Origin of the sequence: Paenibacillus sp. FSL R7-0210, assembly GCF_038009085.1 — a bacterium.
GTDB lineage: Bacteria > Bacillota > Bacilli > Paenibacillales > Paenibacillaceae > Paenibacillus_AQ > Paenibacillus_AQ silagei.
Genome location: NZ_JBBPAR010000001.1, coordinates 5,285,452 through 5,299,442, shown reverse-complemented (window position 1 = coordinate 5,299,442; position 13,991 = coordinate 5,285,452). Strand labels below are relative to the sequence as shown.

13 protein-coding genes are annotated in these 13,991 nt (G+C 55.0%); all 13 read left to right on the top strand.

What is annotated here, in order from left to right; all coding sequences use genetic code 11:
• The first annotated feature begins 273 nt into the window (after positions 1-273).
• The 13 genes from MKY64_RS22400 (at position 274) to MKY64_RS22340 (ending at position 13,987) form a co-directional block, all read left to right on the top strand.
• Entirely contained in the window at positions 274-1,014 is a 741-nt protein-coding gene (locus MKY64_RS22400) for a YveK family protein (protein ID WP_209879404.1), read from the top strand.
• Positions 998-1,639: a CpsD/CapB family tyrosine-protein kinase gene (locus MKY64_RS22395; protein ID WP_036723430.1), complete on the top strand. Its 642-nt coding sequence runs from the start codon at positions 998-1,000 to the stop codon at positions 1,637-1,639. Before MKY64_RS22400 ends, MKY64_RS22395 begins: the two co-directional genes overlap by 17 nt.
• A gap of 46 nt (positions 1,640-1,685) precedes the next feature.
• On the top strand, positions 1,686-2,576 hold the full coding sequence (gene galU, locus MKY64_RS22390; protein ID WP_340955785.1) for a UTP--glucose-1-phosphate uridylyltransferase GalU: 891 nt from the start codon (positions 1,686-1,688) through the stop codon (positions 2,574-2,576).
• Between the two features lie 79 nt (positions 2,577-2,655).
• On the top strand, positions 2,656-3,348 hold the full coding sequence (locus tag MKY64_RS22385) for a sugar transferase (RefSeq protein ID WP_339312934.1): 693 nt from the start codon (positions 2,656-2,658) through the stop codon (positions 3,346-3,348).
• Between the two features lie 24 nt (positions 3,349-3,372).
• Positions 3,373-4,308, top strand: a complete 936-nt coding sequence (locus MKY64_RS22380) for a glycosyltransferase (RefSeq protein WP_209879411.1) — start codon at positions 3,373-3,375, stop codon at positions 4,306-4,308.
• Between the two features lie 15 nt (positions 4,309-4,323).
• Positions 4,324-5,670 (top strand): O-antigen ligase family protein, encoded by a 1,347-nt coding sequence (locus MKY64_RS22375; protein WP_339312936.1) that lies wholly within the window; start codon positions 4,324-4,326, stop codon positions 5,668-5,670.
• On the top strand, positions 5,667-6,440 hold the full coding sequence (locus MKY64_RS22370; RefSeq protein ID WP_076078985.1) for a WecB/TagA/CpsF family glycosyltransferase: 774 nt from the start codon (positions 5,667-5,669) through the stop codon (positions 6,438-6,440). The genes MKY64_RS22375 and MKY64_RS22370 overlap by 4 nt, the downstream gene beginning before the upstream one ends.
• A 98-nt stretch (positions 6,441-6,538) precedes the next feature.
• On the top strand, positions 6,539-7,969 hold the full coding sequence (locus MKY64_RS22365; protein ID WP_340958151.1) for an O-antigen ligase family protein: 1,431 nt from the start codon (positions 6,539-6,541) through the stop codon (positions 7,967-7,969).
• The gene (locus tag MKY64_RS22360; RefSeq protein WP_076078987.1) at positions 7,935-9,314 is read left to right on the top strand and encodes an oligosaccharide flippase family protein; all 1,380 of its coding nucleotides are present in this window, start codon (positions 7,935-7,937) and stop codon (positions 9,312-9,314) included. Before MKY64_RS22365 ends, MKY64_RS22360 begins: the two co-directional genes overlap by 35 nt.
• 303 nt (positions 9,315-9,617) lie before the next feature.
• On the top strand, positions 9,618-10,472 hold the full coding sequence (locus tag MKY64_RS22355; RefSeq protein WP_036693614.1) for a glycosyltransferase family 2 protein: 855 nt from the start codon (positions 9,618-9,620) through the stop codon (positions 10,470-10,472).
• Positions 10,459-11,649 (top strand): glycosyltransferase family 4 protein, encoded by a 1,191-nt coding sequence (locus MKY64_RS22350; protein WP_036723420.1) that lies wholly within the window; start codon positions 10,459-10,461, stop codon positions 11,647-11,649. Before MKY64_RS22355 ends, MKY64_RS22350 begins: the two co-directional genes overlap by 14 nt.
• The gene (locus tag MKY64_RS22345) at positions 11,646-12,785 is read left to right on the top strand and encodes a glycosyltransferase family 4 protein (RefSeq protein WP_036723419.1); all 1,140 of its coding nucleotides are present in this window, start codon (positions 11,646-11,648) and stop codon (positions 12,783-12,785) included. The genes MKY64_RS22350 and MKY64_RS22345 overlap by 4 nt, the downstream gene beginning before the upstream one ends.
• A 101-nt stretch (positions 12,786-12,886) precedes the next feature.
• Positions 12,887-13,987, top strand: a complete 1,101-nt coding sequence (locus MKY64_RS22340; protein WP_036723418.1) for a glycosyltransferase — start codon at positions 12,887-12,889, stop codon at positions 13,985-13,987.
• Positions 13,988-13,991: the final 4 nt, after the last annotated feature.

Below are 13,991 nucleotides of genomic sequence, written 5' to 3'. Positions count from 1 at the left end.
TGCTGGCGCGGAGTGCTGACACGAAGGTGCGCCGGCATCCTTCACCCGGCTGGGTAATCTTGGCTCACTGCTGGTGTTAGCATTTTCCATGGATATGGTACTAAAGTATACCATCCACCCCCTCTGGCGGACCAAACACAGTCACTCGAAAGTGAAGTGTAAAGTGATGCTAGGGGGCATGTGATAAATCCTGCGCGTTGTTAGAATAAAAGCAAGACATCTGAAACTTTCATGATTGCTTTCAAAACGAACATAAGCGGAAGGAGGGTTACTGTGGAAAAGACGATTCTGGATTACATTAACCTGATAAAGAAAAAATTATGGTTAATCATGGTATTTGTACTGATCTCCTGCGCCACCACCTTCTACGTCAGTAAAAACTTCGTTGCACCCGTCTACTCCGCCTCTGGACAGCTACTGGTCAACAACGTTGTGAATGTCCCCGAGAGCAATAATCTCAACGCACTTAACTTCAGTCTTAACCTCATCGAGAGCTATAAGGAAATCATGAAGTCGCCAACCATTATGAAGAGTGTGATCGCGGAGCATCCCGAGTTCGGTCTGACGGCGGGCCAACTGGCTGCCAAGCTGCAGATCAAATCCTCGGAGAAAAGCCAGGTGATTAATCTGACCGTGGAGGATAAGGATTACGGCACTGCAGCTACGATTGTAAACGCGGTTTCGCAGACCTTCATCCGCAGCCTGCCGGCACTGATGAACCTGGATAATGTAACATTCCTGACTCCGGCTGATCCTGCAGCCCAGCCTCTGCCGGTCAACGGCGGGGTGACCATGAATATTCTAATCAGTTTCGTGGTGTCACTGATGGCAGCGGTCGGGATTATCCTGCTGATGGAGACGCTGAACGGTACGCTGAGAAACGAGAAGGAAGCGGAATTTGAGCTTGGCCTTCCGGTCATTGCCAGTATTCCAGCCATCCGCAAACGCGATTTCGGCAGTGCGAACAATGACAAGGCAAGAGTAGGGGAGGGCAAATATGTTACGGCTGAATAGAAGTCTAATCGCGGACATAAACCCGTCATCGCATGTCTCCGAATCCTTCCGCTCGCTGCGCACGTATATCCGCCAGCTCGGCTTGCTGAAGGGGCCAGGCGGACAGGTGCTGCTCTTCACTTCAGCGGAGAGCGGCGAAGGCAAGACCACCATTCTCTCCAATCTGGCTGTATCCTTCGTACAGGATGGCAAGAAGGTGGCGGTGGTGGATTGTAACCTGCGGAAGCCCGGCCTGCATAGCGTGTTCGATGTGGAAGGCAGCCAGGGGCTGGCAGCTTACTTGAGCGGCTACGAGGAAGCAAAGGACGTTCTGGTATACGGCAGCTTGGCGAATCTGGCGGTAATCCCTGCCGGAGTGAGTACAGTCAGTCCGCCGGATCTGCTCGGCAGCGAGAAGATGGCCGGGCTGCTTACAGAGCTGAAGGCAAGCTTCGATCTGATTCTGCTGGATTCGCCGCAGGCGGTCGATTACAGCGATGCACGGATTCTGGCCCCGCTCTCGGATGGGGTGGTCATTGTCGCCAGACACGGCCGGACGAAGCGCGAAGCGCTCCGCAAGCTGAAGGGTCTCATGGAACAGACGGGTGTAAGGATTCTCGGAATAGCAATGAACCAGACCAAGTAGAACACCGAAGCGGCAATGTGAACGAAACTATTGGGAGGTATGTGTGATGAAAAAGGTAAAAAAGGTAATTATCCCGGCGGCCGGGTTAGGCACACGTTTCCTTCCGGCGACCAAGGCAATGCCCAAGGAAATGCTGCCTATTATCAACAAACCGACGATCCAGTATATCGTGGAGGAGGCCATTGCCTCCGGGATTGAAGACATCATCATTGTTACCGGTAAGGGAAAGCGGGCGATCGAGGATCATTTCGACAACGCCTTTGAGCTTGAATCCCGGCTGCTGGAGGACGGTAAGCTGGAGCTGCTCAAAGAGGTACAGCGGTCCTCCAAGGTGGAAATTCACTACATCCGGCAAAAGGAACCCAAGGGTCTCGGCCATGCCGTATGGTGTGCCAGACGGTTCATCGGCGATGAGCCATTCGGCGTTATGCTCGGCGATGATATTGTAACCGGACAGGTCCCTTGCCTGAAGCAGCTGATCGACCAGTATGAGGAGACCCAGAACTCGGTGATCGGGGTACAGGTTATCCCGGATGAATTCACGAACCGCTACGGGATTATCGAGCCGGATCTGCAAGACGGGAAGCTCTACCGGGTGAACAACTTCGTGGAGAAGCCGGCACTTGGCACGGCGCCTTCCAATCTGGCAATCATGGGCCGCTATGTCTTTACCCCTAAGATCTTCAAGTATCTCGATCTTCAGGAGAAGGGTGCGGGCGGTGAGATCCAGCTGACGGATGCCATTCAGAAGCTGAACCAGAGCGAACGTGTCTATGCTTATAACTTCGACGGTACCAGATATGATGTCGGCGAACGGCTCGGTTATATTTTGACCACACTGGAATTTGCCTTAGAGAGCGAGGATCTGCGTTATCAGGTCATGGATGCTATGGCGGAATGGTTAAAAAAAGCGGGACAGACCTCGGTCAGCAGCTGAGACGGTTCCCCGAAAGCGGGCGACACAAGCCGGAGTCAAGAAGTAAGGCTGCATAAACCTTAACGAGAAATGAGGAGAGATGAGCATGCAAAAACTGCCGGAAGACTATGAGGCCGTCCTGCCGAAACTTTACATGCTGCATTCGGGTGAAGAAAGCAAGGGAATGGAGTCCTATCTGGTCATGAAGCGGATCATCGACATCTTGTTCTCTGCCCTGGGGCTGCTGTTCCTGCTCCCGCTCTTCGCAGTGGTGGCTGTCCTGATTAAGCTGGAAGATCCGAAGGGCAAGGTGTTCTTCCGCCAAATGCGGGTCGGCAAGGACGAGAAGCTGTTCCCCATGTACAAGTTCAGATCCATGGTCTCTAATGCCGAGGAGCTGAAGGAAAGTCTCATGGCCTATAACGAAGTAAGCGGCGCGATGTTCAAGATCAAGAATGATCCCCGTATTACACGGATTGGAAAATTCATGCGCAAGACCAGTATTGATGAACTGCCGCAGCTCTGGAACGTGCTGATGGGGCATATGAGTCTGGTGGGTCCCCGTCCTCCGCTCGTTGAAGAGGTGGAGCAGTACACGGAATACGACAAGCAGCGGCTGATGGTAACCCCCGGCTGCACCGGCTACTGGCAGGTAAATGCCAGAAACAGCGTCGGCTTCGACGAGATGGTTCAGCTGGACCTCACGTATATCCACATGCGCAGCACGATGCTGGATCTGAAGATTATTGTCAAGACCGGCCTGATGCTGCTAGGTTCCAAAAATGCTTATTAAAAATATGGGAATTAGGTGATGCCGATGTTCGTACACGGAGATGGACCTGAGATTTCCATTATCATATGCACCTATAACCGGTCGGCGCTGCTGGTGAAGACTCTTCATTCACTGCTGCCGCTGGAGAATTTGCACCAGGCCGAGATCATCGTCGTGGATAACCAGTCCACGGATGATACGGCGGCCGCCATTAAGGGGTTCATCGAAACCTATGGTGCGGATATGGATATCCGTTATCTGCTGGAGCCGGTTCAAGGGCTGTCAGCAGCCCGGAACACAGGAATTCTGGCTTCCAAATCGCAGCTCATCGCTTTCCTGGATGATGATGCGATCCCCTGCCGGACCTGGATTACAACCATTGTGAACACCTTTGCGGATAAGCCGGAGGTGATGGCTATGGGCGGCAGGATTGCTCCGATCTTCGAGAGCAAGCGCCCGGATTGGCTGATCAAGCCGTTCGAGCTTCCTTATACGATTGTCGATCTGGGGAGCCGGATCAAAGAGTATCCGAAGCGGCTTCACCCTTGCGGTGCCAATATGGCGATGCGCAAGCCGGTATTCGATATCAGCCTGTTCCCGCTGGAGCTGGGCCGCAAGGGCGATTCGCTGCTCTCGGGTGAAGAGACCTGGCTGTTCAGCCAGTTGCAGCAGGAAGGGCATTCCATTCTCTATCATCCCGAGATGGCCGTGGATCATTTCGTTCCGGCGAACCGGCTGACGGAGGACTGGATCATGAAGCGGTATTACAGCCAAGGCATATCGAACGCTATGAAGAGTGAAGGAATGAAAGGGCATCTGCTGCTCCTGGGCAAGACAGGCGCCAAAGTCATCTACATTCTGGCAGATTCCGTTCTATCCCGCAGTAAGGGAAGGAAGCTGCTGAATAAATGCCGGCTGGAGAGTATTCGCGGAACTCTTCATATGATTCTTAACCGGAAGAGGGAATCCGCAGCGGGGTGAGGGGAGGTACGCGCGATGACCCATTTTGAGTGGGGCTCCAAAATCAATAGTCTGCCATACGGAATGCTCTATCTCGTAACTGCACTGTTCCTGGGAACAGCCGTCATCTTCCAGCCGGTCATCGCAGTAGCGGCCGTATTCTTCATTCTGCTGCTGGTTGCCTCCCTATCACGCCCTGAACTGATCAGCTATTTCGTTCTGCTGACCACGGCGGTCTCGATTAACTTCTTGTACAGCGGGAGTATGTTCGGTATTGAGATCCTGTCGCTCTACAAGCTGGTTATTCTGATGCTGCTGGTGCCGTGTATCCTGGTCAATGGCCTCAGGTTCAAGCTCAGTCCTCCCTTATGGGCGATGCTGGCCCTGATTCTGCTCACCTTCAGCTTCTCCATCTGGCTGCCGGAGATGAGCACATCGATTGCGGTCAAAGCCTTCATCGGACTGTCTCTGCCCTTCGTGCTTCTGCTGATCAACTGGAAGAAGGAGGTCGCCGAGAAGCAGATTCGGATCATTACCCTGCTGCCGCTGGTCAGCATGCTGCTGGGCGTGGTGCTCCAAGCTGCGAATATACATTCACTGGTAGCCGTTGAGTTCACAGGCGCGGTTCGGGTGCAGGGGGCGAACATACCGCCTCACCTGGCGATGCTGGCCTTCATGGGAGTAGCGATCGCGTTCATCGAGATCAAGCGCAGTCCGCAGTATACCCGGTTCAATTACATCATGCTGGGGCTGAATTTCTTGATTCTGGTGATTACAGGCACGCGCGGGCCGATTCTCGCCCTGGTCCTGATGGTGCTATATTACTTCTATGATATCTCTCGCGCCTTCTTGAAGGGGAAGAAGAGATTTCTGATCCCGCTGCTGTGTTCACTGCTGGTCATCACCTCGGCAGTATATATGCAGCTGGACAACATCAAGAAGCGATCCTTCGAACGGACGACCGAGACGGGAATTGACCTGTCGGGGCGGGCGGAGGCCTGGGAGTACTTCTTGAACAAGGCGGCGGATTCGCCGGTGGCAGGACGGGGGCTTGGAGCCGTAACGGTGGCGAATGACGGAACGCTCTACGGAGGGTTCGTGGTTCCGCATAACGAATATATCCGCTTTTATTACGATGGGGGATACGTTGGTGCCATCCTGCTGCTGCTGTCCTTGCTCGCTGTGTTTTTAATGGTATACAGAGTTCTTTTGCCGGCGGTCAAACCTTATTATTCTCTCTTTATTGCAGCATTTCTGATCTATTCTTTCACGGATAACACGCTGTCGACGGTCCAATTCATCATTCCGTTCTGTTGGTACCTGAACTGCCTGTATCGATCTTCACAGCTGGCCGATTCCCCACAAAAAGAAGTGATACGATGAATCAAGTGAACATGTTCGATGTCAATTTCGATAACTATGATTTCATGGACCTGCTGGATTATATCGACAGAACCATTCAGGAGAGGAACCAATCCTACATCCTGACCTGTAACGTCGACCATGTGATCAAGCTGCGCAAGGATAAAGAGTTCCGGGAAGTGTACTCCGAAGCAGGTGCCGTAGTCGCGGACGGGATGCCGATTATCTGGGCGTCCAAGATGCTCGGCAAGCCGCTGAAGCAAAAGGTGTCCGGCGCAGACCTGTTCAGTCGCCTGGGCAATGCGTTCGAGCAGAGGCAATACCGGTTGTTCTTCCTCGGTGCCGCCGAGGGTGTGGCAGAGCAGGCAACGAAGAATCTGAAGGCCGCCTTCCCGGGCATTAACGTAGTGGGCTGTTACTCTCCCTCCTACGGCTTCGAGCACAACGAAGAAGAGAACCGGCATATTATCCGGCTGCTGACCGAGAGCCAGCCCGATATCGTGTTCGTAGGGGTAGGCGCACCGAAGCAGGAGAAGTGGATCTACCGTCACTATACCTCCTACCAGGCGCCGGTCTCCATCGGCGTAGGTGCAACCTTCGACTTCTTGTCCGGCTCGGTGAAGCGGGCACCGGATTTCATGCAGCGAACCGGCATGGAGTGGCTATGGAGACTTAGCCAGGAGCCGGGCCGGTTATGGAAAAGATACCTTGTCGACGATGCCCAGTTCCTGGTGCTGCTGCTCAAGGAGCTGCGCAAACGGGGCAAGGTGAAGAACAGCAGTACGGATTGAAGAAAGCGGCGAAAGACGGGAGGCAGGGAATGAAGATGCTAAGCAGAGATGAGAATAGTCTGAATCTTCCATCGGCACAAGCCGTGAAGTCGGCTGTAATGATGACCTTGATCTGCGCCTCGGCGCTGGCCCTGCCGCTTGCGATCGGCTTCGCCAGTGCGAACCTGAGCGCGTCGAACAGCCTGCAGGGCATCATTCTGGCAGGCATCCTCTTTCCGGCCTTGCTGCTGGCCTTGCTGAATACACGGATGCTGATTCCGTACACTCTGCTGATCTGGGCAGTTGCCCCGGAGCTGCGGCGGATTGCAGACTGGTACGAAGGCGTGTATCATTCCGTCTCTCTGCTCAGTCTGGCCCCGCTGCTGACCGGAGCGACCTTAGCCATTCCGGTGCTGCGGGAAATTCACCGGATCCGCAAGTCCTCCACCCGGATTATTCTGCTGTTCTCCATCGCTCTGGCCTACGGCGCATTGATTGGTCTGGCGAAGAACGGCATCGGCTCGGTATACGATCTGGCGAATTACATCGTACCGCTGCTGCTGATACCCTTCTTCGCGGTGACGCCGTTTAAGCCGAAGGATATCGACCGGCTGCTGTACGCTTTTGCCAACATTGCCGTGCTGGTTGCCGTTTACGGGATCGTGCAGTATCTGACCGTTCCTCCCTGGGATGCCTTCTGGATGCGGAATGCCGATATGATCTCCATCGGGACCCCCTATCCGCTGGAGATCCGGGTCTTCTCGACACTGAACTCCCCGGGTCCCGCTGCAACCTTCCTGGTCTTCGCCCTGGTGCCGATGATTCTGGAGAAAAGATGGCAGGGTACCCTGCGCTGGCTCGGTGTTCTGCTCGTAGTAGTCTGCCTGCTGACTACGCTCGTCCGGTCCGCATGGCTGGTCCTGCTGGTGATGCTGCTGGTCTACATCGCTTCCTCTCCCTCCAAGGGCAAATGGAAGACGCTGTTCCAGCTCGCATTCGTGGCAGCCGCGCTGTTCTGGATCGTGCCGAAGCTCCCTGGAGCAGAGGGGCTGGTGGCTCGGATGGAGACCCTGACCTCCGTGCAGGAGGATCATTCCTACAATGAACGCCTCAGTCTCTGGACCAACATGCTGCCGATGGTCGCAGGCAACCCGGTAGGGCAGGGGATCGGCAGTGTAGGCCAGGGCACCAAGCTTGGCAACGGCGGAGAGCTGGGGGAATACGGCAATATGGATAACGGCTTCATCGCGCTGCTGCTGACCTTCGGTGTACTCGGCGCATTGTTTTTCTTCGGAGCGCTCGGTGCGGTCATCAAGGAGATCGGCGCCAGAGTCACCCGCAGGAATGAACTTCAGCCTTACGCCAGACTGGCGCTGGCGGCGTGGATGGGAGCTGTAGCCAGCCTGATATCGGATAACGGCTTTCCCGGTCTTAAGGGGTATCTGATCTGGATGCTGATCGGACTTGGCCTCAGTGCCAAGGAGCTCAATCAAAGCAGAAAGAAGGGACTACCGCATGCAGCAGTCAAGCGCCAAATCACTACCCGCTAACCGGGTATGGTCCACCTTCCGGAGATTCACGAAGAGTAAGGACAATAGCTCGGCTGCTGTCAAAACGATGTTCGTCAGCGTGCTGATCCTGCTGGTCAATATGCTGACCGGCGTACTGACCGCCCGTTATCTCGGTCCGACCGGCCGGGGGGAGCAGACAGCGATGGTGAACTGGTCGCAGTTCCTGGCCTTCAGCATGAGCTTCGGGATTCCCTCGGCGCTGATCTACAACGCCAAGAAGAATCCGGAGGAAGCCGGGGTGCTGTACCGGATCGCCCTGCTGATCGGCCTGACGTTCGGAACCATCGCCATGACAGTCGGGATACTCGTGCTGCCTTATTGGCTGGGGTCGTTCAGTCATGAGGTAGTGGTCTTCGCCCAGTGGTCGATGATTCTCTGCCCGCTGATTGTGGTGTCGCAGATCAACAACGCGGCCTTCCAGTTCAGAGGGGACTACAAGACCTTCAACTGGATGCGGTACCTGGTGCCGCTGCTGACGCTGGGAGCCATCGGCATTCTGATCCTGACCGGCTACATGAATCCTTATACAACTGCACTGGCCTATCTGGTGCCGTCAGTTCCGCTGTTCATCGGGATGACAATTCTGCTGCTGCGGACCTACAAGGTCAAGCTCCGGGATTCCTATCTTAATTTCAAAAGATTGTTCACCTACGGTCTGGGCTCCTACGGGAACGACCTGCTTGGACAATTCTCGGTATACATAGACCAGATCATCATTGCCGGATTACTGAGACCGGCAGATCTGGGGCTCTATGCGGTAGCGGTCAGCCTGTCGCGTATGGTGAACTTCTTCGCGAATTCGATCACGGTGGTGCTCTTCCCGAAGGCCTCCGAGATGTCGAAGGACGAAGCGGTTGCCCTTACCTTCAAGGCTTTCCGGATCAGTACTACCTGTACTCTGCTTGGCGCAGTGTTCCTGATGCTGGTAGCGCCCTTTGTCATCCCGCTGCTCTACGGCAAGGATTTCAATACCGCGCTTACCGTGTTCCGCCTGCTGCTGCTGGAAGTAACCATCAGCGGCGGGACGCTGATTCTGGCTCAGGTGTTCATGGCGCTGGGCAAGCCGAAGTTCGTATCCATCCTGCAGGGGGTCGGCCTGATCCTCGTGATTCCGCTGCTCTTCCTGCTGGTGCCGAAGTTCGGATTGTTCGGAGCCGGGGTGGCTATGCTCTCATCGGCTGTGCTGCGGTTCCTGTTCATTATTCTCAATATCAGGTACAACCTGAAGGTGAAGCTTCCGCGGCTGCTCATTAACGCCCAGGACCTTCAGTGGATGAAGACGACGATGAATTCGTATATTCGTAAGAAACCTATGGATGTGTAGAGGATGTCTAAGCATTTAAGGGTTTGATTCAAGTGTTTTGCTTATGAATCAAATGGTTTGTATTTGTTTCAGCGAGCAGAGACACGATGCGAGCCCCTATCTGCTTAAAAAACCATGGGACGGTGCTTGGAGGAACGTAGAGAAAATTTGGAGCTGTAGGAGCGAATGCGTCCGCCTTTGTGTTTGGATTTCTACCGCGAAAAGCGGTTCTAATCAGGAAATCTAAACACAACAGCGGCCGTAAGCCCAAACTTTTCTCGGAGCGACGACACACACCGGACCATCAGAAGGAGGATACCTATCATGGATTCAGTAACAAGCGTGCTTGGCGGCCGGGGCAGCTACCCGATCTCGGCGGTCATCATTGCCCAGGACGACGAAGTTCGGATATCCAAAGCCATTCAGTCCTGCCGGTTATTCGCCGATGAGGTGGTTGTAATCGACGGAGGAAGCAAAGACGGGACCGTAGGGCTATCCGAGAGCCTGGGATGCCGGGTGTATGTCAACCCATGGCCCGGATATGCGAAGCAAAGGGAATTCGGAGTGGAACGTGCCATCCATGATTGGGTCTTCCTGATTGATACCGACGAAGTGGTCAGCGAGGAGCTGGCCCGGGATATCCTGGAGCGCAAGCCGGGACTGACCGATGCTACGGTCGCGTTCTCGCTGTACCGGATTGGCGACTTCCTAGGCAAATGGCTGGATAAAGGCGAGTATCTGGTGCGGCTGTATAACCGCAAGGAATACGGTATCCGCAACTCTCTGGTGCATGAGATGCCAGAGGTGTCCGAGGAACGGACCGTGAAGCTGAACGGAACGCTGTGGCATCAAGGCTTCCGCAGCATCAACGATCATGTCGCCCGGTTCAACAAATACACCGATCTGGAAGCAGAGAGTGCATTCGCCAGCGGCAAGCCGTTCAAGCTGAGTCACCTGCTGCTGCGTCCGCCGGCACGGTTCCTGCAGAAGTATTTCCTGCATGGCCTGTTCAAGAAAGGCATCTCGGGCTTCGCGGTATCCGTCTTCTGGGTGATGTATGAATTCATGGTCGGCTTCAAGCATTACGAATTGCACAGCGCAGGCAGGCTGGCCCGGCATAACGAAGCGGGTCAGGCCGAGAAGGAGAACAAGGGGGAGAGAAGCTATGTCGTACAATGACGGACTCAACATTATGACGACCGGCCTCAGCTGGCCCTCGTTACAGCCCGGAGGACTGAACACCTATTTCAAATCCGTGTGTGAACAGCTCTCTTCACGGAACCGGGTGCATGCCCTGATCTGCAGCCAGGAAACACCGGAGACGCCGAAGGAACTGATCATTCACAATGCCGGTGATCCGAAGGAGACGATCTGGAAGCGCAAGGATGCTTTCCAGCGCAAGGCGGCCTCCCTGATGGGGGATGGCAGCGGGCGGATTGATATCCTCTACACCCACTTCGCCCCTTACGGCATCGGGCCGGCGATTGAAGCGAAGAAGCGGGGGATTCCGGTCATCATGACCTTCCACGGCCCGTGGAACGAAGAGATGAAGATCGAAGGTCAAGGTATCAAGCATAAGGTCAAAACAACGATTGCCAAATCGATAGAACATAAGGCTTACAAGCTGGCGGACAAATTCATCGTCCTCAGCGATTATTTCCGCAATATGCTGCACGAACTGCATGGTGTACCGCTGCATAAGATTACTGTCATTCCGGGAGCGGCCAATGTCGAGCGGTTCACACCCGCCCCCAATCGGCTGGCGGTCCGCCGGACGCTGAATCTGCCGGAAGGCGCAACAACCGTCCTGACGGTCCGCCGGCTGATGAACCGGATGGGGCTGCTGCAGCTGCTGGAAGCCTGGAAGCAGGTGGCAGAGCGGTTCCCGAATGCGATTCTGCTGATCGGGGGCAAGGGCCCGCTGCGCGGGGAGCTGGAAGAGCGGATCGCCGATTACGGGCTGGGCAACAAGGTCCGGCTGCTCGGGTACATTCCCGATCATGAGCTGGCCTCCTATTATCAGGCGGCAGATATGTTCGTCGTTCCATCCCAGGCGCTGGAAGGCTTCGGCCTGATCACCGTCGAGGCGCTGGCCTCGGGGCTGCCGGTGATGGCTACGCCGGTCGGCGGCAACAAGGAGATTCTCCAGGGCTTCCGTCCGGAGCTGCTGTTCAAGAGTGCGGCCAGCGAGGATATGGCGGAAGGCATGATTCATATGCTGAGCAACCGCAAGCTGCTGCCGGGCCGGGACGAATGCCGGAATCATGTGCTGGAGAAGTACACCTGGCAGCATGTGGGCGACAAGATTGAATCTGTATTCCTCGAAACCTTGGGAAAGGGTGTGAGCGTAGGATGATCAAAGTCGCTTATATCGACCACACCGCCAAATGGAGCGGGGGCGAGGTTGCCCTGTTCAACATCCTCACCAACATTGGTGAGCAGATTGAGCCGCTGGTGATCCTGGCGGAGGAAGGCACGCTTGCCGAACGTCTGCGGGAGAAGGGCATCGATGTCCGCATTATCCCGCTGGATGAGAGCATCCGCAGCCGCGGCCGCAATGCCGTGAATCTCGGGGCTCCGGCGGCTGCTATGAAGCTGCTGGCTTATGGCCGTAAGCTGGCTCCGCTGCTGAAGGAAGAGAAGGTGGATTGCGTGCATACCAATTCCCTGAAATCGGCCTTTTACGGAGCTGTTGCTGCCAAAAAAGCGGGCGTGCCGCTGATCTGGCACATCCGGGATCACATCGGGGCGCCTTATCTGAAGCCGGTTGTCGCCAAGGCGATCCGGCTGCTGTCACGCCTGCTGCCGAACGGGGTCATTGCCAATTCCCACTCCACGCTGAATGCGCTGGAGCTGCCGCGCTCGAAGAAGACGCTGGTCGTCTACTCGGCCTTCGCCAAGGCGATCGGTGAAGGGATCGGCCGGCGGGACCGGAAGGACTTCAACGTCCTGCTGGTCGGGCGGCTCGCCCACTGGAAAGGCCAGCATATTGTGCTGGAAGCGGCCAAGGCCTTCAAGCAGGACAGCCGCGTGAAGTTCTGGCTGGCCGGTGACGCTTTGTTCGGAGAGGAAGAATACAAGCAGGAATTAATTCAGCAGATGCAGCAAGGGGACATCACCAATGTCAGCCTGCTGGGTCATGTGGATGATATACAAGGACTCATGAACCAAGCGGATTTACTGATTCATACGTCGATCACTCCTGAGCCGTTCGGCCAGGTCATCGTCGAAGGCATGGCAGCCGGATTGCCGGTCATTGCCTCCAATGAAGGCGGTCCGGTAGAGATCGTAGTTCCTGGTGAGACAGGACTGCTGATCCAGCCCGGAGATGCTACTGTACTTGCAGACTCCATCACCTGGATGCTGAACCATCCCGAAGAGCGTAGACGGATGGCGGACAATGGAATGAGACGGGTGAAAGAGCATTTTGTCATCGAGAATACGGTCAAGGATATTGTCGCTTACTACAAAGGTCTGCTGGCAGTCACCTGACCTTCCCGCTCCATAATGCTTAAGGCTTGCATCATATCTGTCTCTAGCCATGCGTGTACTGCTTAATGATGCTGCTCCATAAAACTTTGAGGATGATTCACATGAAAATTGCGATCGCGCACGATTATTTAATCCAGATGGGCGGGGCGGAACGGGTGGTGGAGGTGTTTCATCACATGTACCCGGAAGCTCCGATCTTCACAACGGTTTTTAACGGAAGCCGCCTGACCGATAACCTCAAAGATGCCGATATCCGGGCCTCCTGGCTGCAGAAGATTCCGGGAGTGAAGCGTAACTTCAAAGGGGTGCTCCCGCTCTACCCCATGGCTGTCCGCGATTTGGACTTCAGCGGGTATGATATCGTTCTTAGCTCCAGCAGTGCTTTTATGAAAAGCATTCAGGTGCCCGAGTCCACCTTCCATCTGTGCTACTGTCATACGCCGATGCGTTTCGCCTGGGACTATGACACATACATGGAGCGGCAATCGAATTCCGGGTTGTTCAAAAGACTGCTTAAGGTGTATATGCAGCGGCTCAAGAACTGGGATCAGCGCACCTCCAAAAATGTGAACCAGTTCGTCGCCAACTCCTCAGTCGTGAAGACGCGGATTCAGAATTATTACCACCGGGATTCCGATGTGATTTTCCCGCCCATCAATACGGCCCGCTTCTCCAGCTCTACGAGCATCGGCGATTATTATCTGATTGTCTCGCGGCTGGTCTCCTACAAGCGGATCGATCTGGCGGTGGAGGCGTTCAACCGTAACGGGCTCAAGCTGTATATTGTCGGGGACGGACCGGACAGGAAGCGTCTGGAAGGCATGGCCAAGGGGAATGTTTCGTTTCTGGGCCGGCTGGAGGATGAGGAAGTCACAGGGCTGATGTCCCAGTGCCGGGCGTTTGTTTTCCCGGGGGAAGAGGATTTCGGCATCACGCCGCTGGAGGCGAATGCTGCTGGAAGACCGGTCATCGCCTATCAGGCCGGGGGAGCGCTGGACACGATTATTCCATACGTTAACGGCGTGTTTTTCCAGCATCAGGAAGTTGATGATTTGCTTAAGGCCATTGATGAGGTGGAGTCCTATGCGTGGGATATCGACCAGATTATGGGCCATGCACGCAAATTCGATGAGCAGGCGTTTATGGTTCAGTTCAAGCAGTATGTGGAACAGGCCTACGTCAATTTCCTAAAAGGAGGATGAAAGT

Excerpts from the sequence above, each read along its gene's own strand:
- MKY64_RS22360 (WP_076078987.1), top strand. The coding sequence starts at position 7,935 with ATGCAGCAGTCAAGCGCCAAATCACTACCCGCTAACCGGGTATGGTCC.
- MKY64_RS22395 (WP_036723430.1), top strand. The coding sequence starts at position 998 with ATGTTACGGCTGAATAGAAGTCTAATCGCGGACATAAACCCGTCATCG.
- galU (WP_340955785.1), top strand. The coding sequence starts at position 1,686 with ATGAAAAAGGTAAAAAAGGTAATTATCCCGGCGGCCGGGTTAGGCACA.
- MKY64_RS22355 (WP_036693614.1), top strand. The coding sequence starts at position 9,618 with ATGGATTCAGTAACAAGCGTGCTTGGCGGCCGGGGCAGCTACCCGATC.
- MKY64_RS22385 (WP_339312934.1), top strand. The coding sequence starts at position 2,656 with ATGAGCATGCAAAAACTGCCGGAAGACTATGAGGCCGTCCTGCCGAAA.
- MKY64_RS22375 (WP_339312936.1), top strand. The coding sequence starts at position 4,324 with ATGACCCATTTTGAGTGGGGCTCCAAAATCAATAGTCTGCCATACGGA.
- MKY64_RS22340 (WP_036723418.1), top strand. The coding sequence starts at position 12,887 with ATGAAAATTGCGATCGCGCACGATTATTTAATCCAGATGGGCGGGGCG.
- MKY64_RS22380 (WP_209879411.1), top strand. The coding sequence starts at position 3,373 with ATGTTCGTACACGGAGATGGACCTGAGATTTCCATTATCATATGCACC.
- MKY64_RS22370 (WP_076078985.1), top strand. The coding sequence starts at position 5,667 with ATGAATCAAGTGAACATGTTCGATGTCAATTTCGATAACTATGATTTC.
- MKY64_RS22345 (WP_036723419.1), top strand. The coding sequence starts at position 11,646 with ATGATCAAAGTCGCTTATATCGACCACACCGCCAAATGGAGCGGGGGC.
- MKY64_RS22365 (WP_340958151.1), top strand. The coding sequence starts at position 6,539 with ATGATGACCTTGATCTGCGCCTCGGCGCTGGCCCTGCCGCTTGCGATC.
- MKY64_RS22350 (WP_036723420.1), top strand. The coding sequence starts at position 10,459 with ATGTCGTACAATGACGGACTCAACATTATGACGACCGGCCTCAGCTGG.